The organism is Aminobacter sp. MET-1 (genome assembly GCF_026521175.1).
GTDB lineage: Bacteria > Pseudomonadota > Alphaproteobacteria > Rhizobiales > Rhizobiaceae > Aminobacter.
Genome location: NZ_JAMSHL010000001.1, coordinates 117,788 through 138,783, shown reverse-complemented (window position 1 = coordinate 138,783; position 20,996 = coordinate 117,788). Strand labels below are relative to the sequence as shown.

Annotated in this window: 22 protein-coding genes; 20 read left to right on the top strand and 2 right to left on the bottom strand. The window is 63.5% G+C overall.

Features of this window, described 5'->3' with window-relative positions:
* Positions 1-93: 93 nt before the first annotated feature.
* From NDO48_RS00650 to NDO48_RS00620, 7 genes are all read left to right on the top strand, one after another.
* On the top strand, positions 94-345 hold the full coding sequence (locus NDO48_RS00650) for an AbrB/MazE/SpoVT family DNA-binding domain-containing protein (RefSeq protein WP_018429999.1): 252 nt from the start codon (positions 94-96) through the stop codon (positions 343-345).
* A 106-nt stretch (positions 346-451) separates the two neighbouring features.
* Positions 452-721, top strand: coding sequence for an AbrB/MazE/SpoVT family DNA-binding domain-containing protein (locus tag NDO48_RS00645; RefSeq protein WP_018430000.1), 270 nt, complete (start codon positions 452-454; stop codon positions 719-721).
* Positions 702-1,115: a type II toxin-antitoxin system VapC family toxin gene (locus tag NDO48_RS00640; RefSeq protein ID WP_018430001.1), complete on the top strand. Its 414-nt coding sequence runs from the start codon at positions 702-704 to the stop codon at positions 1,113-1,115. The genes NDO48_RS00645 and NDO48_RS00640 overlap by 20 nt, the downstream gene beginning before the upstream one ends.
* Positions 1,116-1,128: 13 nt before the next feature.
* Positions 1,129-1,749, top strand: coding sequence for a Holliday junction branch migration protein RuvA (ruvA, locus tag NDO48_RS00635; RefSeq protein WP_018430002.1), 621 nt, complete (start codon positions 1,129-1,131; stop codon positions 1,747-1,749).
* 40 nt (positions 1,750-1,789) lie between these two features.
* The gene (gene ruvB, locus NDO48_RS00630) at positions 1,790-2,830 is read left to right on the top strand and encodes a Holliday junction branch migration DNA helicase RuvB (protein WP_018430003.1); all 1,041 of its coding nucleotides are present in this window, start codon (positions 1,790-1,792) and stop codon (positions 2,828-2,830) included.
* Between the two features lie 3 nt (positions 2,831-2,833).
* A complete protein-coding gene (locus NDO48_RS00625; RefSeq protein ID WP_018430004.1) occupies positions 2,834-3,325 on the top strand; it encodes a GNAT family N-acetyltransferase in 492 nt (163 codons plus the stop codon).
* Positions 3,322-4,224 carry a metallophosphoesterase gene (locus tag NDO48_RS00620; RefSeq protein ID WP_267320676.1) on the top strand — a complete coding sequence of 301 codons (903 nt, stop codon included), beginning with the start codon at positions 3,322-3,324 and terminating at the stop codon, positions 4,222-4,224. Before NDO48_RS00625 ends, NDO48_RS00620 begins: the two co-directional genes overlap by 4 nt.
* 4 nt (positions 4,225-4,228) lie before the next feature.
* On the opposite strand, the gene NDO48_RS00615 is transcribed toward NDO48_RS00620, so the two are convergent.
* On the bottom strand, positions 4,229-5,479 hold the full coding sequence (locus NDO48_RS00615; RefSeq protein WP_026227607.1) for a glycoside hydrolase family 5 protein: 1,251 nt from the start codon (positions 5,477-5,479) through the stop codon (positions 4,229-4,231).
* A 56-nt stretch (positions 5,480-5,535) separates the two neighbouring features.
* Between NDO48_RS00615 and ybgC the strand changes: the two genes are divergently transcribed.
* The 9 genes from ybgC to ftsH all read left to right on the top strand — a co-directional run bounded on the left by ybgC (position 5,536) and on the right by ftsH (position 15,374).
* Positions 5,536-6,003, top strand: a complete 468-nt coding sequence (gene ybgC, locus NDO48_RS00610) for a tol-pal system-associated acyl-CoA thioesterase (protein ID WP_018430007.1) — start codon at positions 5,536-5,538, stop codon at positions 6,001-6,003.
* Between the two features lie 371 nt (positions 6,004-6,374).
* Complete coding sequence (gene tolQ, locus NDO48_RS00605) at positions 6,375-7,088, top strand: protein TolQ (protein WP_018430008.1); 714 nt, start codon at positions 6,375-6,377, stop codon at positions 7,086-7,088.
* A 10-nt stretch (positions 7,089-7,098) separates the two neighbouring features.
* Positions 7,099-7,551, top strand: a complete 453-nt coding sequence (tolR, locus tag NDO48_RS00600; protein WP_026227608.1) for a protein TolR — start codon at positions 7,099-7,101, stop codon at positions 7,549-7,551.
* 9 nt (positions 7,552-7,560) lie between these two features.
* Positions 7,561-8,628, top strand: coding sequence for a hypothetical protein (locus NDO48_RS00595; protein WP_018430010.1), 1,068 nt, complete (start codon positions 7,561-7,563; stop codon positions 8,626-8,628).
* 37 nt (positions 8,629-8,665) lie between these two features.
* Positions 8,666-9,982 (top strand): Tol-Pal system beta propeller repeat protein TolB, encoded by a 1,317-nt coding sequence (gene tolB / locus NDO48_RS00590; RefSeq protein WP_018430011.1) that lies wholly within the window; start codon positions 8,666-8,668, stop codon positions 9,980-9,982.
* A gap of 258 nt (positions 9,983-10,240) precedes the next feature.
* Entirely contained in the window at positions 10,241-10,750 is a 510-nt protein-coding gene (gene pal / locus NDO48_RS00585) for a peptidoglycan-associated lipoprotein Pal (protein WP_018430012.1), read from the top strand.
* Between the two features lie 170 nt (positions 10,751-10,920).
* On the top strand, positions 10,921-11,985 hold the full coding sequence (gene ybgF / locus NDO48_RS00580; protein WP_018430013.1) for a tol-pal system protein YbgF: 1,065 nt from the start codon (positions 10,921-10,923) through the stop codon (positions 11,983-11,985).
* Positions 11,979-13,334, top strand: a complete 1,356-nt coding sequence (gene tilS / locus NDO48_RS00575; RefSeq protein WP_018430014.1) for a tRNA lysidine(34) synthetase TilS — start codon at positions 11,979-11,981, stop codon at positions 13,332-13,334. The genes ybgF and tilS overlap by 7 nt, the downstream gene beginning before the upstream one ends.
* Before the next feature lie 105 nt (positions 13,335-13,439).
* Positions 13,440-15,374, top strand: a complete 1,935-nt coding sequence (gene ftsH, locus NDO48_RS00570; RefSeq protein ID WP_018430015.1) for an ATP-dependent zinc metalloprotease FtsH — start codon at positions 13,440-13,442, stop codon at positions 15,372-15,374.
* A gap of 158 nt (positions 15,375-15,532) precedes the next feature.
* On the opposite strand, the gene nudI is transcribed toward ftsH, so the two are convergent.
* A complete protein-coding gene (gene nudI, locus NDO48_RS00565) occupies positions 15,533-15,964 on the bottom strand; it encodes a nucleoside triphosphatase NudI (RefSeq protein WP_267320675.1) in 432 nt (143 codons plus the stop codon).
* 254 nt (positions 15,965-16,218) lie between these two features.
* On the opposite strand from nudI, the gene glmM reads away from it, so the two are divergent.
* From glmM to NDO48_RS00545, 4 genes are all read left to right on the top strand, one after another.
* Positions 16,219-17,571 (top strand): phosphoglucosamine mutase, encoded by a 1,353-nt coding sequence (gene glmM, locus NDO48_RS00560; protein ID WP_018430017.1) that lies wholly within the window; start codon positions 16,219-16,221, stop codon positions 17,569-17,571.
* Positions 17,572-17,808: 237 nt separating this feature from the next.
* Positions 17,809-18,570 carry an outer membrane protein gene (locus tag NDO48_RS00555; protein WP_018430018.1) on the top strand — a complete coding sequence of 254 codons (762 nt, stop codon included), beginning with the start codon at positions 17,809-17,811 and terminating at the stop codon, positions 18,568-18,570.
* A gap of 212 nt (positions 18,571-18,782) precedes the next feature.
* Positions 18,783-19,466 (top strand): outer membrane protein, encoded by a 684-nt coding sequence (locus tag NDO48_RS00550; RefSeq protein ID WP_018430019.1) that lies wholly within the window; start codon positions 18,783-18,785, stop codon positions 19,464-19,466.
* A 183-nt stretch (positions 19,467-19,649) separates the two neighbouring features.
* The gene (locus NDO48_RS00545) at positions 19,650-20,825 is read left to right on the top strand and encodes a phosphoserine transaminase (protein WP_018430020.1); all 1,176 of its coding nucleotides are present in this window, start codon (positions 19,650-19,652) and stop codon (positions 20,823-20,825) included.
* The last annotated feature ends 171 nt before the right edge of the window (positions 20,826-20,996 follow it).

Sequence of the window (20,996 nt, the reverse complement as noted above, 5' to 3'; positions counted from 1 at the left end):
GCATCGACTTTCGGGCCGATACACCAAGCCCAATGTTCTTGACTTGTTCTCTTTGCTGAAACATTCCTTGCCGGCAAGAAAAGGAATGATTCCATGCGTGTGACCAGCAAGGGCCAGGTGACGATTCCGCGCGACCTGCGCGAGACCTTTGGCATCGTCGCCAACACCGAGGTCATCTTCGGCATCGAGGGCGGCAAGATCACCATCGTGCCCAAGGACGAGATCGCCAGGTTGGCCGACCGCGACCGGCTGGACCGGTTCCTGGCAATACTCGGCCGCCTCGAGGGCGCTGCCGAACAGGCGATCAGTCCCGACGAACTGGCGGCGTTGGCAAGAGACAGGTAACGCCGGCTCGTCGTGAGAAGAACCCGCACTGGAGAGCTGCGCCACAGCAGCCATGTTCTTGACTTGTTCTCATATGGCACGTAGGTAATACCTGTGAGGTATTACCATGCGCGTGACCACAAAAGGCCAGGTGACCATCCCCAAGGAGATCCGCGACAAGCTCGGCATCGAGCCCGGTTCGGAGGTGGAATTCGTGGTGACGGGCGATGTCGTCACGCTGGTGGCGCGTGAAGACGATGAGGCGCGGCAGCGCCGGGCGACAGCCATCAATGCCTGGGCAGACAGGGTGGCTGGAACAATCGATCTCGGCGGCATGACGACAGACGAATACATGGAATGGCTGAGGGGGCCGCGCGATGACCTCGGTCCTCGTTGATTCCAACATCTTCCTGGACATGTTCCAGGGCGGCCCGGCCAGTGTATGGTCGCGAAGAAGCCTTGTGCAGCAAGGAAGCGTCGGCGCTCTCGTCGTCAATCCGGTCATCTGGTCGGAAGTATCCGTTCGCTTTCCGACGGAGGCCGATCTTGCGAATTCCCTGGAAGGGCTCGCGGTCCACAAGGCGCAGATTCCCTTCGAGGCGGCCTTCGCCGCAGGCAAGGCGCATCTGGCGTATCGCCATAACGGCGGCACCTGCGACCGTGCTTTGCCCGACTTCCTCATCGGCGCGCATGCGCAAGTGGCGGGACACAGGCTTTTGACCCGCGACGCCTCGCGCTATCGCAGCTACTTTCCCGACCTCGACATCATCGCACCGGATACTCATCCATGACGGGACGCACCAAATGATCGGCAAGTTGAAGGGCACCGTCGACGAGATCGGCGAGGATTACTGTGTGCTCGACGTCCATGGCGTCGGCTACGTCGCCTATTGTTCGGCCCGCACGCTGGCCTCCATGGCCGGCCCCGGCGAGGCCGCGGTTCTCTACATCGAGACCTACGTGCGCGAGGATATGATCCGGCTCTACGGCTTCCAGTCGGAACTCGAGCGCGAATGGTTCCGCCTGCTGCAGAACAACGTGCAGGGCGTCGGCGCCAAGGTGGCGCTGGCCGTGCTGTCGACGCTGGCCCCCGCCGACCTCGCCAATGCCATCGCCCTGCGCGACATCGCCATGGTCAGCCGCGCGCCCGGCGTCGGCAAGAAGGTCGCCGAGCGCATCGTCACCGAACTCAAGAACAAGGCGCCGGCCTATGCCGGATCGGCCTCCGGCACAATCGGGCTCAAGCAGGAGCTGGGCGAAGGCGTGGCCCCTGCACCGATCGCGGACGCGGTCTCGGCGCTGGTCAATCTCGGCTACTCGCGCGACATCGCCGCCAATGCGGTGGCAGCCGCCATGAAGACCGCCGGCGAGGACGCCGATTCCTCCAAGCTGATACGCTTCGGCCTGAAGGAGCTGGCACGGTGAGTGCCTTGCCCGCAGCCGGTCTCCATGCGAGGACGGGCACATGAACACGCCGACCCGCCTCATCACGCCCGAAAAGCGCGGCGAAGATGCCGACAACAGCCTGCGTCCGCAGACCTTGGACGATTTTGTCGGCCAAGCGGCGGCGCGCGCCAATCTCAAGATCTTCATCGAGGCCGCCAAGGGGCGTGGCGAAGCGCTGGACCATGTGCTGTTCGTCGGGCCGCCCGGCCTCGGCAAGACGACGCTCGCCCAGATCATGGCGCGCGAGCTCGGCGTCAATTTCCGCTCGACTTCGGGCCCGGTCATCGCCAAGGCCGGCGATCTCGCAGCCCTTCTCACCAATCTCGAAGAACGCGACGTGCTGTTCATCGACGAGATCCACAGGCTCAACCCGGCGGTCGAAGAAATCCTCTATCCGGCGATGGAGGACTACCAGCTCGACCTGATCATCGGCGAAGGCCCGGCGGCGCGCTCGGTCAAGATCGACCTCGCCAAGTTCACGCTTGTCGCCGCGACCACGCGACTCGGCTTGCTCACCAACCCGCTGCGCGACCGCTTCGGCATTCCGACCCGGCTCAATTTCTATACGGTCGAGGAGCTTGAGCTGATCGTACGCCGCGGTGCACGCATTCTCGGCATGCCGCTTGCCGACGACGGCGCCATCGAGATCGCCCGCCGCGCCCGCGGCACCCCGCGCATTGCCGGCCGCCTGCTGCGCCGCGTGCGCGACTTTGCCGCCGTGGCTGGCGCCGGCCCGGTCGACCGCCGTATCGCCGACGAGGCGCTGTCGCGGCTCGAAGTCGACGCGCTCGGCCTCGACCAGCTCGACCGGCGCTATCTCTCCATGATCGCGATGAATTTCGGCGGCGGCCCCGTCGGCATCGAAACAATCGCAGCTGGCCTGTCCGAACCGCGTGACGCCATCGAGGACATCATCGAGCCCTATCTGATCCAGCAGGGTTTCATCCAGCGCACGCCGCGCGGCCGCATGCTGACGGCCAACGCCTGGAGACATCTGGGGCTGGAGGCACCGAGAGAAGTTGCCGTGCAGCAGATAAACCTGTTCCAGGAAGAGGACTGACAAATGCTCGGCTATCGCCCCGGACTGATAGCCGACATCGTCAGGCTGCACGCCGAATATTATGCCCGCGACTGGGGTTTCGGACTGCCCTTCGAGGCCAAGGTTGCCAGCGAGCTTTCAGCTTTCCTGGGCGATTTCAGGCCCGGACTGGACTTCTTCGCCGCCGAATACGACGACGATGGCGCACTGCTTGGCACCATCAGCCTCGAAGCCCCGACTGCGGCCGAGTCACTGGCGCATCTGCGCTGGTTCATCACCAGCGACAACGCGCGCGGCACCGGGCTCGGGCGTCGGCTGATGAGCGAAACAATCGCCCATGTCGACACCAAAGGTTTCCCAGGTGTCTATCTCACCACCTTCGCCGGGCTCAAGCCTGCCCGCCATCTCTATGAATCCTTCGGCTTTGCACTTATCGCCGAAGAAGAGCGCGATCAGTGGTCGGGCGGCGTGCGCGAGCAGCGCTTCGAACGCCACCGCGCGGGTATGAGGGCTTGATCACCCGTCGCGGTTTCTTCCGTTTTCTCGGCGGGTCGATCGTGGCGGCAGCCGCGCTCGGGACCTATGCGGTTGGCATCGAGCCGATGCTGCTGACCCGGGTCAAGCGCTACGCCCTGACCCCGCCTGACTGGCCCGACAGCCTGAAGCTGCGCATCGTCGCCCTCGCCGACATTCACGCCTGTCGCCCGTGGATGACGCCGGAACGCATTGCCTCACTGGTCGAAGAGGCGAATGCCCTGCAGCCCGACGTCATCGTGTTGCTCGGCGACTATGTCGCCGGTACGCGCATGGTGTCGAACTGGGTCGACGCGGCCGAATGGGGCCCTGCCCTTTCGGGCCTCAAGGCACCGCTCGGCGTCTTTTCCGTCCTCGGCAATCATGACTGGTGGGAGGACCTGACAGCGCAGAAGGCAGGCCAAGGTCCGACGATTGCCAGGCGGGCGCTTGAGGCGGCAGGCATTCCTGTCATGGAGAATGACGCCGTTCGCCTGCAAAAGGACGGGCAAGGCTTCTGGATCGCAGGGCTTGCCGACCAATTGGCGCTACGGCCGGGCAAAGCCTGGGGCCGCAAAAACTTTGCCGGGCTCGACGACCTTCCCGGCACGCTTGTGAAAATCAGTGATGACGCGCCTGTCATCCTGCTCGCCCATGAACCCGATATCTTCCCCGACGTGCCGAAACGCGTCGCACTGACCCTGTCGGGTCATACCCATGGCGGACAGGTGCGCTTGTTCGGCTATTCGCCTGTCGTTCCTTCGCGTTACGGCAACCGTTATGCCTACGGTCACGTGGTCGAGGACGAGCGCAACCTGATCGTTTCGGGCGGCCTTGGCTTCAGCATCGCACCGATCCGCTTTGGCGTGCGACCGGAAATCCTGTCGATCGATTTGGGTTAGACGCTCACTTCAGCGCCCTGATCGCCTCCAACACGTCAGGCTCGGCCTTGCGGCCCTCGAACTCATCGACGATGCCGAAGGCGCCGCCGTAACCCCAGACGGACCAGGCGAAACCGTGGGCTTCGGCGCGGGCGATCATGTCCTTGACATAGGCTGCGCGCCAGGCGCCGGGCATGACGAAGGGATTGCCGTATTCCTGACGGATCATGCCGAATTCGCCGAGATAGATGTCGTCGCTCGCGACGCCGTTCTTCGCCCCCCAGGCGGCGACCTGGGCGAAGGGCGCGTCGAGTTCGACTGCCAGTTTTTCCTTGCTGTCGATTGTGGCGACCTGCTCGTCGAGATAGCTGAGCAGGCCCGGACGGCGCAGCACCGGGGCTTCCGCCCTGATCTTCTTCCTGACGTTGTCGAGCGTGGCATCGAGTTCTGCGCGCGGCGCCTCGTGCGGCGGATAGGGGAGCCCGGTGACATAGGGAATGAAGTCGCCGGCCCAGGTAGCGCCCTGATGGGTAAGCAGGAACGGCGCGTAGGAATGGAAGGTCCAGATCACATTGTCGTCAGGGATGGCCTTCGGGTCGACTGACGCCAATCCCTCGGCGCTTGCCCAGCAGCCACCGGAGAGTACGAGCGTCAGCCGCGTCGCCGATGCGCGCGCGGCCGCATAAAGCCGCTGCTGCCGCTCCGGCCAGACCTTTTTCTCACCCGGCTCGCAGTCGACGACGGGCTCGTTCATCAATTCGAACGCGACCTGCTCCGGATTCTCCTTGGTAAGGGTCAGCGCCATCTGTCGGACGATCTCGACATAGCGGTCGAATTGTCCGGGATCGGCCATCACTTCGGTCATGCCGATCTGGCCGTTGCCGCCCGACTGGATCAAATGGAGATCGACGACCACTTTGAGGCCCGCGGCATTGATCGCGCGCGCCGCGTCAAGAACGCTCGCGAAAAGTTGTTCGTGCAACGGCACTGCCTTTTCGGACAGGAAAACCGAGGGATCGACGGGCATACGCACAAAGTCGAAGCCGTCGGCGACAAGCGCCTTGAGGTCGGCTTCGGTCAGGTTCTTGCGCCATTCCGGAAAGGGCAAGAGCACGTCCGCCTCGCCCCAGCGATCCTCACCCGGCCAGGTGTCCCAGATGTCGAGATTGATGCCGCGCTTCATCGAGAAGCTGGCGGCGGAGGCCGGAGCGAGCGAGAGAACCAGCGCGAGCGTCGCCGTCAGTGAGGTCTTGAACATCGCCGTTATTGCTGCCATCGGGTTGCCGGACTGGACAAGACTGGTGCCCGCAAGACCGGAAAAAGGAAAGCCCCATGGCCGATCATGGTGAACAGGACACGCTTGCTTCGGGACTTTCCGGCGCGCTGACGTCGTTCGGACATCGGCTGATGGCGCGGGTCTATTATGCCGACACCGACTTTTCCGGCGTGGTCTACCATGCCCGCTATCTCGAATTCTTCGAACGCGGCCGCTCCGATTTCCTGCGCCTCGCCGGCGTCCACCACACCGAGCTTGCCGACGGCAAGCATGGCGAAAAGATCGTCTGGGTGGTGCGTCGCATGGAAATTGACTTCCGCGGCCCGGCCAAGATCGACGACGTGCTGACCATCGAAACGCGCACGGTGGAGATTTCAGGCGCCCGGATCACCATGGCCCAGCAGCTCAAGCGTGGCGGCGACGTGCTGGTCGAGGCGCGGGTGGAGGCCGCCATCATCGGTGAGAACGGCCGCCCCCGGCGCTTTCCCAGGGACTGGATCGAAGCCTTCATGCCACGCGGCTGAGGCCGCACTACAAGCTTCCCGTGACATCGACCTGCGAATGCGGAGGTTGACCGAGAGTCATCAGGAACGGCCCGAGATACTAACCCATCCTTAACCATAACCGTCCATTAAGGGCGAGGTGAAAGTCGTAAGGATTACGAGCGGCCTTCCTTTCACCAAATTTCGCCCCGAAAAGGCCGCGAAAGGCGCATTTTGGGGCACTTCCGGAAGCTTCGCGCGAACGGACCACAATGGGATGATGCGCAAGGGCTAGCCATGAGCCTGTTTTGAACTTGGGATCGCAATGACCCTACCCGGCTGCAAGGCGGCCCGATCCGAAATTCAAAGCAGGCTCTGTAGCCAGGCCCGGAAATCTTAAGGACTGTTTCAAGATGGAAAACCTACCTCTCGCTCAGCATGGCGCCGACGTGTCGATCTGGGCGCTGTTCTGGCAGGCCGGCTGGGTCGTCAAGCTGGTGATGCTGGGCCTGCTCGGCGCTTCGGTCTGGACCTGGGCGATCGTCGTCGACAAGGTCATCTCCTACAACCGCATGCGTGCGGCGCTGAATCGCTTCGAGCAGATCTTCTGGTCGGGCCAGTCGCTGGAAGAGCTTTACCGCAACCTCTCCGATCGCAAGACCACGGGCATGAGCGCGATCTTCGTCGCCGCCATGCGTGAATGGAAGAAGAGCTTCGAGAAGGGCGCCAAGTCACCGCTTGGCCTGCAGACCCGCATCGACAAGGCCATGGACCTTGCGCTGACCCGCGAGATGGAACGTCTCGAAGGCCGCCTCGGCTTCCTCGCCACCATCGGCTCGGCAGCTCCCTTCATCGGCCTGTTCGGCACCGTCATCGGCATCATGACCTCGTTCCAGGCCATCGCCGGCTCCAAGTCGACAAACCTCGCCGTCGTCGCCCCGGGTATCGCCGAAGCGCTGCTGGCGACCGCCATCGGCCTGCTCGCCGCTATCCCTGCCGTCATCGCCTACAACAAGCTGTCATCCGACGCCGGCAAGCTGGCGGCGCGCATGGAAGGCTTCGCCGACGAATTCTCCGCCATACTGTCGCGCCAAATCGATGAAAAAGTCGCGCAGCGGGCGGCCTGAGGAGTAGACCATGGGAATGTCAGTTGGCGCAGGCGGCGGTGGCCGCGGCGGACGCGGGCGGCGGGGACGCCGTCATGCGCTGGTTTCCGAGATCAACGTCACGCCTCTGGTCGACGTCATGCTGGTGCTGCTCATCATCTTCATGGTGGCCGCACCGATGATGACCGTGGGCGTGCCCATCGACCTGCCGGAAACGCAGGCCAAGGCGCTCAATTCCGACACGCAGCCGATCACCGTCTCGGTCAACCAGGGCGGCCAGATCTATCTGCAGGAAACCGAGATCGCGCTTGAAGAGGTCGTGCCGAAACTCGAGGCCATCGCCAAGACCGGCTACGAGGAGCGCATCTATGTGCGCGGCGACAAGACCGCCGACTACGGCACGGTGATGCAGGTCATGGCCCGCATCTCGGCCGCTGGTTACAAGAACCTCGGCCTCGTCACCCTTCAGGAACAGGACAAGTAGTCCGCGAAAATGAAGACCGGCCTCACGACATCTGTGGTCCTGCATGCAGCGGTGCTCGGCTTCGGCCTGTTCTCGCTGTCGTCCCCGAGCGCCCTCGAAGTCGCCGACGTCGAGGCGTTCCCGGTCGACATCGTGCCGGTGGAATCGATCACCCAGATCCAGAAGGGCGACAAGCAGGCTCCCGCCAAGGAGAAGCCGGCGCCGAAGCCGACACAGCGGCCCGACATTGTCGCCGACGCGCAGAACGTCGGCGACAACAAGGTCGACAGCGACAAGCCGCCGGCGCCCGAGCCGACGCAGAAGGATGTCGAGGCGACCGGCGCCACACCGCCCTCGCCCAAGCCCGAACCCAAGCCGACGCCCGAACAGCCAAAGCCCGAGCCGGTGAAGCAGGCCGAGCAGAAGCCGACGCCCGTGCCGGCGACGGAAGTGACCCCGCAGCCGCAGCCCAAGCAGGAGGTCAAGCCCGACCCGGTGGCCCAGACCATCGTTTCGGATCAGGCCGAGGCCGAGGCGATGAAGCTGCCGGAGAATGCGCCCGCCCCCGAGGCCAAGCCGCAGCCGCCCCAGGCGCAGACGGCCAAGACGCCCGAGCGCAAGCAGGAAGACAAGCAGACCCAGCAGGCCTCGTCCAAGCCGAAGTCCGAGGAGAAGGAGTTCAACGCCGACGAGGTGGCCGCCCTTCTCAACAAGCAGAAGCCTTCGGGCGGCGGCGCCAAGCGCTCCACCGAACAGGCATCGCTCGGCGGCAAGAAGGACACCGGCGGCAACAAGCTGAGCCAGAGCGAGATGGACGCCCTGCGCGGCGCAATCCAGCGCTGCTGGAACGTGCCGGCAGGTGCGATGGACGGCGGCAACCTCAAGGTTTCCGTGCAGTTCAGGCTGACGCCAACAGGTGAAGTCGAGGGGCGCCCGGAGATCATCTCCGGCGGCGGCTCGGCAGGCATCGAGCGCGCAGCCGCGGAATCGGCACGCCGCGCCGTCCTCCAATGCGCGCCCTACAATCTGCCGGCTGACAAATATGCCGGCGGCTGGGACCAAGTCATCGTCAATTTCGACCCGAGCGAGATGTTCTGAGCGCAAGCCGCTCACCCGGACCTAAGAGGCCTGTCTAATGAAGCATGTAATCAAAGCGATCCTTTTGATCAGTGCGATGGCGAGCGGCATGACCGCCTTTGCCACCCTGCCCGCCCGGGCGCTGGTCGAGATCGACGTCAACAAGGGCAATGTCGAGCCGCTGCCCATCGCCATCACCGATTTCCTGTCGGGCGATGCAATGGGGGCCGAGATCGCCGGCATCGTCGCCGCCGACCTGAAGCGCTCCGGCCTGTTCGCGCCGATCGACAAGGGCGCTTTCATCGAGAAAATCTCCAATCCCGACGTCGCGCCGCGCTTCGAGGACTGGAAGGTCATCAATGCCCAGGCGCTCGTCACCGGCCGCGTCAGCCAGGAGGCTGACGGCAGGCTGAAGGCTGAGTTCCGCCTGTGGGACACCTTCGCCGGCCAGCAGCTCGCCGGCGAGCAGTTCTTTGCCAACAAGGCCAATTCTCGCCGCATTGCCCACATCATCGCCGACGCCATCTACGAGCGTCTGACCGGCGAGAAAGGCTATTTCGACACCCGTGTCGTCTTCATCGACGAAACGGGTGCCAAGACCGCGCGCAAGAAGCGGCTTGCGATCATGGATCAGGACGGCGCCAATGTGCGCTACCTCTCGGACGGCCGTTCGATAGCCATGACGCCGCGCTTCTCGCCGACGCGTCAGGAAATCACCTACATGTCCTACGAGAGCGGCCAGCCGCAGGTCTATCTGCTGCAGATCGAGACCGGCCAGCGCGAACTCGTCGGCAACTTCCCCGGCATGACCTTTGCGCCGCGCTTCTCGCCTGACGGCCAGCGCGTCATCATGAGCCTGCTGCGCGACGACGGCAATTCGAACATCTTCTCGATGGACCTGCGCAGCCGCACAACCACGCGCCTGACCAACTCCAGCGCCATCGACACCTCGCCATCCTATTCGCCTGACGGTTCCAAGGTCGTCTTCACCTCCGACCGTGGCGGTCAGCCGCAGATCTACGTGATGGGCGCCGACGGCTCCGGCCAGACCCGCGTCTCCTTCGGCGGCGGCAGCTATTCGACGCCGGTGTGGTCGCCACGCGGGGACCTGATCGCCTTCACCAAGCAGTCGGGCGGCCAGTTCCAGATCGGCGTGATGAAGACCGACGGCTCGGGCGAGCGCATCCTGTCGACCGGTTTCCAGCAGGAAGGTCCGACCTGGGCGCCGAACGGCCGTGTCGTCATGTTCTTCCGTGATGCGCCCGGCGGCGGCGGCCCCAAGCTCTATTCGATCGACCTCACCGGCCGCAACGAGCAGGCGATCCCGACACAGGGCTTTGCCTCCGACCCGGCCTGGTCGCCGCTGCTCGACTGATCCGGTCCGCCCGCGGTTAACCTTACAGCCGCGGGCGCGACCAATCGAAACAGGCGGCGTCATTTGCCTGACAATGCCGCCTTTCCGCCGCATTTCCGCCTAGGGTGCGCGGCGAAATTGAGACTGGCAGATTGCCGCGTTGCGGGGACGCAAAGATACGCGGCAACTGATTTTTAACCATGTTTCTTGAACGCCGGTTAACTGCAACGTGGTTACTGGATGTTCAACGAAATCACTCGAATGCGAAGGAGAGGCGGGATGCGCCGTATCGCTAAGTTTGCAACCAACCCCGTGGTCGTGGCCCTTGTCGCCTCGCTGGCAATTGCCGGCTGCGCCTCGAAGAAGACCCCCAACAGCGCGGCCGACCTCGGCCTCGGCGGTGGCGCCGGTGCGGCCACTCCGGGCTCGTCGCAGGACTTCACCGTCAATGTCGGCGACCGCATCTTCTTTGACACCGACTCCTCGTCGATCCGCGCCGACGCGCAGGGCATTCTCGCCCGCCAGGCACAGTGGCTGAACAAGTACGGTCAGTACCGCATCGTCGTCGAAGGCCATGCCGACGAACGCGGCACCCGCGAATACAACCTGGCTCTCGGCGCCCGCCGCGCTGCGGCGGCCCGCGACTTCCTGATCTCGCAGGGCGTCGCCTCGAACCGCCTGAAGACCATCTCCTACGGCAAGGAACGTCCGGTCGCCGTCTGCGACGACATCTCCTGCTGGTCGCAGAACCGCCGCGCCGTCACGACCCTGTCGGGCGCCGGCAGCTGATCGGCAGAATAGTCACACTGACTTCGAAAGGCGGCCTCCGGGCCGCCTTTTGCTTTTCAGGCATTCCGCACAACCGGACGAAACAAAATTTGGCCGAAGTCTCGCGTCCTGATAAATGACGAAAGCGCATCGGCGCGAAGCAACCATTTCCGTTCCACGGCGAGAGGCTAATGCATTTTCGATCAATCCTGAGTGGCACCCTAGCCATCTTCCTGCTGTTCGGGGCTTCAGCGCATGCGCGCGACGGTTCCGGGCTGAGCATTGAAATCCCCAAGATCGGCCTGCCGGGCGTTTTCGGCAGCAAGAGCGACCAGGGCACGGTCCAGCTCGCCCAGGCGGGCGACCCGCGCGTGACCGCGCTCGAGGAGCAGATCCGCAAGCTCAACGGCTCGATCGAAGAGCTGAACTTCCAGCTGCTGCAGATGCAGGAGCAGATGCGGAAGATGCAGGAAGACAACGAGTTCCGCTTCCAGGAGCTCGAAGGTAGCGGCGGACAGAAGAAGTCCGATGCTTCCGGCAAGACCAACAACTCGATCGTTGAGGCGCCAGTGGCGCCTCAACCGGGAACCTCGCACCAGCAGACGGCTTCGGCACCTGCCGCTCCTGCCGCCGGTGGACAGTCGGTCGAGGACGTGATCGTCGAATCCGGCACGGGCGATCCCGGCACCACCCTGCCCGGCGGCAATGGCGCGCCGCCCACGACCTTCGGCACCATCACCGTCGACAAGAACGGCAACGTGGTTTCGAGCACAACCGACGAGCACCCCACTGCGGCCCCCCTGCCCAGGGCCCAGCCCACTGCACCCGCAGCCGCGCCCAGCGCGCCGAAGGTCGCCTCGTTGCCCTCGACCAACGATCCGGACGAGATCTACCGCAATTCCTACCAGTTCGTGCTGTCGGGCGACTACACCACCGCCGAGCAGGGTTTCCGCGACCACATCGCCCGCTTTCCGGCCGACCCCAAGACAGCCGATGCCCGCTTCTGGCTGGGTGAGTCGCTCTTGGGACAGAAGAAGTATCGCGACGCCGCCGAGATTTTCCTGAACGCCTCCAAGGAATACCCCAAGTCCAAGAAGGCACCTGAAATGATGCTCAAGCTTGGCGTTTCGCTTGTTGGCCTCAAGCAGCGCGAAGTGGCCTGCGCCACCTTCAGCGAGATCGGCAAGCGCTACCCCGACATCTCAGGCGCGCTCAAGGAGCGGGTCAAGCAGGAACGGACAGCCGCCGCGTGCTGACGCAGGTGCCCGACACAGACTTTTTCCAGGCCTTCTCCGAGTTCGACTTCGCCTCGCAGAAAACCATCGTCACCGCCATTTCCGGCGGCAGCGATTCCACCGCCCTTCTTCTCCTTCTCAAATCCCACCTCGACCGGCATGCGCCTGAAACGCAACTGCTGGCCATTACCGTCGACCACGGGCTGAGACCCGGTTCGGGCGCGGAGGCCGACGAGGTGGCACGTTTGTGCGCCGGGCACAACATTGCCCACCGCATCATGCGCTGGACCGGCGACAAGCCGTCGACCGGCATCGCAGCCGCCGCACGCGACGCCCGCTACGATCTTCTCGCCCGAGCAGCCCGCGAAGCCGGCGCGACCGTTGTCGCCACCGGCCACACCGCCGACGACCAGGCCGAAACCGTGCTGATGCGCGGCGAACGCGGCAGCGGACGCGGCGCAGCCGGCATGGCACCCGCCACGCTGTTCGACGGCGACATCTGGATCGTCAGGCCCCTGCTCGGCTTGAGGCGCGAACGCCTGCGCGATGCGTTGCGCGCCCGCGACACAGGTTGGCTCGACGATCCCACCAACGCCAACGAGACCTATGAACGCCCGCGCATGCGCAAGGCACTCACAAGCGAAGGCAACGCCCGCTTGCAGCAAGCCCTGGCCGACCAGCGCGAGGCGGCTTCGGCAAGGATCGACCTCGGCATGCGAGCAGCAGCCCTGATTGAGGCGTATGGCAGCCGGCCCGCCACGGGGCTGATCTGCCTCGCCCCCGAATTCACTGATACAACGGACGGCGAAGCCGCCCGCTATGCCCTTCGCATCCTGGTTGCGGTAGCAGGCGGTGTACCCCAACTGCCCGACAGCGCCAGCGCGCAGTCCCTGCTGGCTGGCCTTGTCGATGTCCCCAATGCAAAAAAGCCGGTCCGCGCCACATTGTCGCGCGCGCTTGTCGATGCCCGCCGGCAGGGCGTTTTTCTATGCCGCGAAGGGCGTGGACTGCCTGCGCCTATGCCGCTGCGGGCCGGCACCTGGGACGGCCGCTACAGGCTTCTGCAGATGTTTGAAAGGGCGGATTTGGTGGTTGCACCGCTCGGCACAGCGATGGCCAGCAAGCTGTCCGGCGAAAGCTCGGCACCGCAAAGTCTTGCCCAGACTGCACTTGCGGCCGAGCCCGCGCTCTGGCGCGACGGAACATGCGCCGGCTTGCTATCGGAAACGAGCCGCACTCCGGTCGCCGCACCCTGGACGCGTTTCCTGCCGGCCTTCGACATGGCGCCGGCAAAGGCGGTGACAAAACTGCTCGGCACCGCCTCAATTCCGCCATCGCCATGCCGTGGCCACATTGGCATCCAAGCTTAACCTCGACTTAGGTACAAGCTTGGCAATGTGGCAGCCCCTCCCTATGTTAGGGGCAAGCTTACTCTTACCATGCGCGTTCCCTGAAAAACGCCAACGGGACATTCGATGAATCCGAACTATCGCAACTTCGCGCTGTGGGCGATCATAGCCGTTCTGCTCATCGCCCTGTTCAACCTGTTCCAGACCCCGCAAACCCGCGGCGCGTCGAGCGAAGTGCCTTATTCGCAGTTCCTCCAGGACCTGAATTCGGGACGCATCAAGTCGGTGACGATTGCCGGTGATCGCATCAGCGGCAGCTACATCGACAATTCCAACGGCTTCCAGACCTATTCGCCCGGCGACAGCAACCTCGTGTCGCGCCTGGAGCAGAAGAACGTCACCATCAACGCTCGCCCCGAAAACGACGGCTCCGGCTCGATCTTCAACGTGCTGCTGTCCTGGCTGCCGATGATCCTGATCCTCGGCGTCTGGATCTTCTTCATGCGCCAGATGCAGTCAGGCTCCGGCCGCGCCATGGGTTTCGGCAAGTCCAAGGCCAAGCTTCTGACCGAGGCCCATGGCCGCGTCACCTTCCAGGACGTGGCGGGCGTCGACGAGGCCAAGGAAGACCTCGAAGAAATCGTCGAGTTCCTGCGCGACCCGCAGAAGTTCCAGCGCCTCGGCGGCAAGATTCCGCGCGGCGTGCTGCTCGTAGGCCCTCCCGGCACTGGCAAGACGCTTTTGGCCCGTTCGGTCGCCGGTGAAGCCAATGTGCCTTTCTTCACCATCTCGGGTTCCGACTTCGTCGAAATGTTCGTCGGTGTCGGTGCAAGCCGCGTCCGCGACATGTTCGAGCAGGCCAAGAAGAACGCGCCTTGCATCATCTTCATCGACGAAATCGACGCCGTTGGCCGCCATCGTGGCGCTGGCCTCGGCGGCGGCAACGACGAGCGCGAGCAGACGCTGAACCAGCTGCTGGTCGAGATGGATGGCTTCGAGGCCAACGAGTCGATCATCCTGATCGCGGCTACCAACCGTCCCGACGTTCTCGATCCCGCGTTGCTGCGTCCGGGCCGCTTCGATCGCCAGGTCGTGGTGCCGAACCCCGACATCATCGGCCGCGAGAAGATCCTCAAGGTTCATGTCCGTAACGTTCCGCTGGCCCCCAATGTCGACCTCAAGACGGTCGCACGCGGCACTCCGGGCTTCTCGGGTGCGGACCTGATGAACCTCGTCAACGAATCCGCTCTGATGGCAGCGCGCCGCAACAAGCGCCTCGTCACCATGCAGGAATTCGAGGACGCCAAGGACAAGATCATGATGGGCGCCGAGCGCCGCTCGTCGGCCATGACGCAGGCCGAGAAGGAGCTGACGGCCTATCACGAGTCCGGCCACGCCATCCTGGCGCTCAATGTGCCGGCGGCCGACCCGCTGCACAAGGCGACCATCATCCCGCGCGGCCGTGCGCTCGGCATGGTCATGCAGCTTCCCGAGGGCGACCGCTACTCGATGAGCTACAAGTACATGGTCTCGCGCCTCGCCATCATGATGGGCGGCCGCGTTGCCGAGGAGATCAAGTTCGGCAAGGAGAACATCACGTCTGGCGCCTCCTCCGACATCGAGCAGGCGACCAAGCTGGCGCGCGCCATGGTCACGCGCTGGGGCTTCTCCGACAAGCTCGGCCAGGTCGCCTATGGCGAGAACCAGGAAGAGGTGTTCCTCGGCCATTCGGTGGCCCGCACGCAGAACGTCTCCGAGGAGACCGCACAGATCATCGACGCCGAAGTGCGCCGCTTGATCGACGACGCCTATGTCACCGCCCGCTCGATCCTGACCAAGAAGAAGAAGGACTGGATCGCGCTGGCCGAAGGCCTGCTCGAATACGAGACGCTGTCGGGCGAGGAGATCAAGCAGCTGATCGCCGGCAACAAGCCCTCGCGCGACATGGGCGACGACACCCCAACCTCGCGCGGCTCGGCCGTGCCCAAGGCCGGCTCGTCGCGCGGCAAGAAGAAGGGCTCCGAGCCTGAAGGCGGCATGGAACCCCAGCCGTCGAACTGACCGGGTCCTGACTGGATCGAATGCAGAAACGCCGCTGAGGAAACTCGGCGGCGTTTTTTGTTTTTCTGGATGCAATGGTTGCTGGCGAACTATCGCGCAACGCCATCGCGACAAGAATGGCGACGCCCGAATTCGATCACCCCGATCGTTTGCCTCGCCTACGAGCGGATGAGCCCCCTGGCCCTCAGCGTCGTACGCGTCGCCTCATTGAGATCATAATTCTCGAAGTGGCCCGGAAGAACCCATGCGAAGTCCTCGAATTCGTCATTGATGGCTACGTTTCGATTGGCCGCTTTGCAGTCAAAAATCAGATAGATCATATAGACTTGTTCGGTCGTTCCATCTGGGTAGGACTTTGTCCTGACATCGTCGCGAAACGTCCACGGCTGAACCGCCTCAATGACGAGGCCAGCGCCCAGCTCTTCTCGAATCTCACGAAGCAATCCCTCGGTGATGTTTTCGCCAGGCTCCAGTCCGCCGCCTGAAAGTGCCCATTGCCCAGGAAACACCCCGCGGTCGCCAGGCATCTTGCAAAGAAGATATGCCCCTTCATTTTCAATCAATGGGCAAACGATGATCCTTTGACGCAAAATCCCTCTCCATCCTGGCTGGCCGGCAAGATCGCCAGATCCCGAGTCACAGCAATGACCGGCACACGGCCCCCATAGCTGTCGGCTCTCGATGTCAGATACGCAAGATGGCTGGAGCGGCGGCAGATCACTGCCACGCAAAACCCCAACCCTTTTCTAAGGTTTTATGACATAAACTCACCAAATGTGATGCGTTGGTCGCCGCTGATTGTGGCAAAGCAATCGCGGGTGGACTCCACGGGGACAGGCTAAACATGGCTGGACGCTATTTCGGCACCGACGGTATTCGCGGGCGGGCCAACAAATTTCCGATGACGGCGGAGATCGCCATGAAGGTCGGCATGGCCGCCGGCCTCTCCTTTCAGCGCGGCAGCCACAGGCATCGCGTCGTCGTCGGCAAGGACACGCGCCTTTCGGGCTACATGATCGAGAACGCGTTGGTGGCTGGCCTCTGCGCCGCTGGGATGGATGTGTTCCTGCTCGGCCCGATTCCGACGCCGGCAGTCGCCATGCTGGTGCGCTCGCTGCGCGCCGACATCGGCGTGATGATCTCGGCCTCGCACAACCCTTACCACGACAACGGCATCAAGCTGTTCGGCCCCGACAGCTACAAGCTGTCTGACGAGATCGAGCAGAACATTGAGGCCATGCTCGACCAGGACGTGACCGCAATGCTCGCCGACTCCGACGGCCTCGGCCGCGCCAAGCGCGTCGACGGCGTGCATGATCGCTACATCGAATTCGCCAAGCGCACCCTGCCCCGCTCCATGTCGCTGTCGGGCCTGCGCATCGTCGTCGACTGCGCCAACGGCGCCGCCTACAAGGTCGCACCTGCCGTTCTTTGGGAACTCGGCGCGGAAGTTATCCCGATCAATGTCGAGCCCAACGGCTTCAACATCAACCAGGAGTGCGGCTCGACCCATCCGGCCGGCCTGCAGAAGAAGATCCACGAAGTGCGCGCCGACATCGGCATCGCGCTCGACGGCGACGCCGACCGCGTCGTCATCGTCGACGAGAACGGCACCATCGTCGACGGCGACCAGATCATGGGCCTGATCGCCCAGTCATGGCAGCAGAACGGCCGCCTGGCCGGCGGCGGCGTGGTGGCGACCGTCATGTCCAATCTCGGCCTTGAGCGCTTCCTCGGCGATCTCAAGCTCGAACTGCACCGCACCAAGGTCGGCGACCGCTACGTCGTCGAGCACATGCGCGCGCACGGCCTCAACATCGGCGGCGAGCAGTCGGGCCACATCGTGCTGTCTGACTTCTCCACGACAGGCGACGGCCTGGTGGCGGCACTCCAGGTGCTCGCCTGCATCAAGCGCTCCAACAAGCCGATGAGCGAGCTGAGCCGCACCTTCGAGCCGGTGCCGCAACTGCTCAAGAATGTGCGCTTCGCCGGCGGCCAGCCGCTGGAAGACGCCCCGGTCAAGGCTGCCATCGAAGAAGGCCGCAACCGCCTGGGCAAGACCGGCCGGCTGGTTATCCGCCCGTCGGGCACCGAGCCGCTGATCCGCGTCATGGCCGAGGGCGACGACCCGCAGCTTGTCGAGTCCGTCGTCAACGACATCGTCGACGTCATTTCTGAAAGCCGCTCGGCCGCCTGATACTTGCCCGACCGGCACGACGACTTCAGCAATTGAAGAAAGCCCGCCTTGCGCGGGCTTTTTTGCATGCGCAAACGGGTTTCCACTTGGCGCCAGGCAGTCGTCGGCAAGTCGTCATGGTTAATCAGCAGGGTTAAGCGCCCCTTAACCTATACCAAGCATTATCCACCCCGGTTAGTCATGGTCGGGCGCGTAGCGGGTCCGCAGGTATAGGGTATCATCATGCGAAATTTTGGAATGAAGGCGTTCGCCGCCGCGCTGCTTGTCAGCGTCACTGCCCCCGCATTTGCCGCGGACTTGCCCGAGCCGATCATCGAAGTCGAGCAGCCCTCCTACGGCGGCTGGTACCTTCGTGGCCATATCGGCATGAGCAATCAGAGGGTCAAGAGCTTGGAAACGAGCCTGTTCGAGGACCCTGCAATCTCTGAACATACCTGGCTACAGAAGGGCAAATTCTCATCGGGTCCGACCTTCGGCGCAGGCGTCGGCTACAAGTTCAACGACTTCCTTCGCGGCGACATCAGCGTAGAGTATCGCGGTGCCACCGACTTCTCGGCCTTGGATCGCGTGCGCTTTGGCGCTGCCGCTCCTTACACGAACGACTATAAGGCCAAGAAGTCCGAGTGGCTGTTCCTCGCCAATGCCTATGCCGACGTCGGCACCTTCTATGGCATCACGCCTTACGTTGGTGCAGGTATCGGTGCGTCGCGCAACACGATCTCTGGCTATCGTGACATCAACATCATCAACGGTGGCGGCAGCTATGCGGCCGCAGCCTCGAAGTGGAACCTCGCCTGGGCATTGCATGCCGGCGTCGGCATACAGGCGACAGAACGCATGACCGTCGATCTCGGCTACAGCTTCGTCAATCTCGGCGATGCCCGCACCGGCCAGATCTTCAATGACGACCCGTCGGCCGACATCCCGAACAATGGCATGCACTTCAAGGACATCACCTCGCATGACTTCAAGCTCGGCGTCCGTTATTCGCTGAACTGATCGTCCTGGCGTCGTCGCGACGCTTGGATAACAAGGCCAGTCAAAACCGCCCGGCTCGATACCGGGCGGTTTTTCGTTGCCCATGGCCGCTCGCCGAAAGCCCGCTAACGATCCATTAGCCTTAACCGCACTTTAACCGACATGGTTAACAATGCTCGGAACGGTAGCTGGATTCTCGGGCAACAGCCGGCGCCATTCAGGAGAATGCCATCATGATTCTCACCTCACGAGCTACACTGGCGCTGGCTGCAACGATGCTGTGGCCGCTGGCGGTGCAAGCTGCGGACTACGAGCCACCTGTCGTCGTTGAGGAAGCGCCTGAGTACGTTCCCGTCGAGGTCGGCTCCGGCTGGTACCTGCGCGGCGACCTCGGCTACAACATCAACAAGTCACCCTATGATGTGACGTTCGGTGGCGTCGACACGCGCAGCACGCGTATCAACGGCAGCATCGGTGCCGGCTATCACTTTACCGACTACTTCCGTGGCGAACTGAACGTCGGCTTCCTGTCCAACGACAAGTATGATTGGACTGACGGCACCGACTCTATCCGGGCCGAAAGCAATATCTGGAGCGGCATGGCCAACGCCTATGTCGACCTCGGCACGATCGCCGGTTTCACACCCTATGTCGGTGGCGGTGTTGGCCTGCTCTATTCGAGCCGCAAGGTCGAAGACACGTTCCAGGCCCTTTCCGATCGCGAGACCCAGTATGCGCTGGCCTATTCACTCGGCGCGGGCGTCGCCTATCAGGTCGCCCAGAACACGTCGATCGACGTTGGCTATCAGTATCTGTCTGCCCCGAGTCTCGAATATTTCGACATACCCTCAGGCAACACGAAAAAGGGCCTCGACTTCCACCAGGTCCGCGTCGGCCTGCGTTACGATCTCTGGTAGGCGCTCTCCACGATCAACCCATTCAAAAGGCGGCGGGTTTTGGCCCGTCGCCTTTGCATTTGGAAAACTGTTCCAGATGCGACGCTTAATTTCCTCTTGACGCCGGAGGCCGCTGCTAATATCGCCGTCCGTGGGCCACCCCTCCCCAACGAGGGGCCAACTATCTGGAAGGATAGAACCACGATGACGATCGTCGCCAAGCCCGGACTCCGTCCGGCAAACCCCAATTTTTCCTCAGGTCCCTGCGCAAAACGTCCCGGCTGGTCGCTTGATGGCCTCGCCGACGCTCCGCTCGGCCGCTCGCATCGCGCCAAGATCGGCAAGACCAAGCTCGAGCAGGCCATTGCGCTGACCCGCGAGGTTCTTCAGGTTCCCGCCGACTACCGCATCGGCATCGTGCCGGCTTCCGACACCGGCGCTGTCGAGATGGCCATGTGGTCGTTGCTCGGCGAGCGCGGCATCGACATGGTCGCCTGGGAAAGCTTCGGCGCCGGCTGGATCACCGACGTGGTCAAGCAGCTGAAGCTCGAAGACGTGCGCAAGTTCGAGGCTCCCTATGGCGAGCTGCCCGATCTGGCCAAGGTCGATTTCGACCGCGACGTGGTCTTCACCTGGAACGGCACCACCTCGGGCGTGCGTGTTGCCAACGGCAACTTCATTCCTGCCGATCGCAAGGGCCTGACCATCTGCGATGCCACCTCGGCGGCGTTCGCCCAAAACCTCGATTTCCAGAAGCTCGATGTCGTCACCTTCTCCTGGCAGAAGGTGCTGGGCGGCGAAGGCGCGCATGGCATGCTGATCCTCAGCCCGCGTGCCGTCGAACGCCTCGAGACCTACAAGCCGGCCTGGCCGCTGCCCAAGATCTTCCGCCTGACGTCTGCTGGTAAGCTGATCGAAGGCATCTTCAAGGGCGAGACCATCAACACACCGTCGATGCTCTGCGTCGAGGATTATCTCGACGCGCTGAACTGGGCCAAGGGCCTGGGCGGACTGGACGCGCTGATCGCTCGCGCCGACGCCAACTTCGCGGCAATCGACACCTTCGTCCAGGAATCGGGCTGGCTGGCCAACCTGGCCGTGGTGCCGCAAACGCGCTCCAACACCTCTGTGTGCCTGTCGATCGTCGATCCAGAGGTCGCGGCCCTCGACAAGGACGGCCAGGCGGCCTTCGCCAAGGCCATGGTCTCGGCGCTCGAGAAGGAAGGCGTCGCCTTCGACATCGGCGCCTACCGCGATGCACCTCCCGGCCTGCGCATCTGGGCCGGCGCCACCGTCGAGACCTCCGATCTGGCGGCGCTGATGCCCTGGCTCGACTGGGCCTTCGCCAACCAGAAGGCCGCGCTCAAGGCAGCGGCCTGACGCTCTTTGCCCTCCCCCTCGTGGGGAGGGTCAATCCGCACGGCGGATTGGGTTGGGAGTGCATCCATCCGTCGCCACTCCCTTCCCTGCGTTCACCCATTTACCTCACCCGGTCGCTCCGCGACCGACCTCCCGCAAGAGGGAGGTAGGCCAATCGCAAAGGATTTGCCC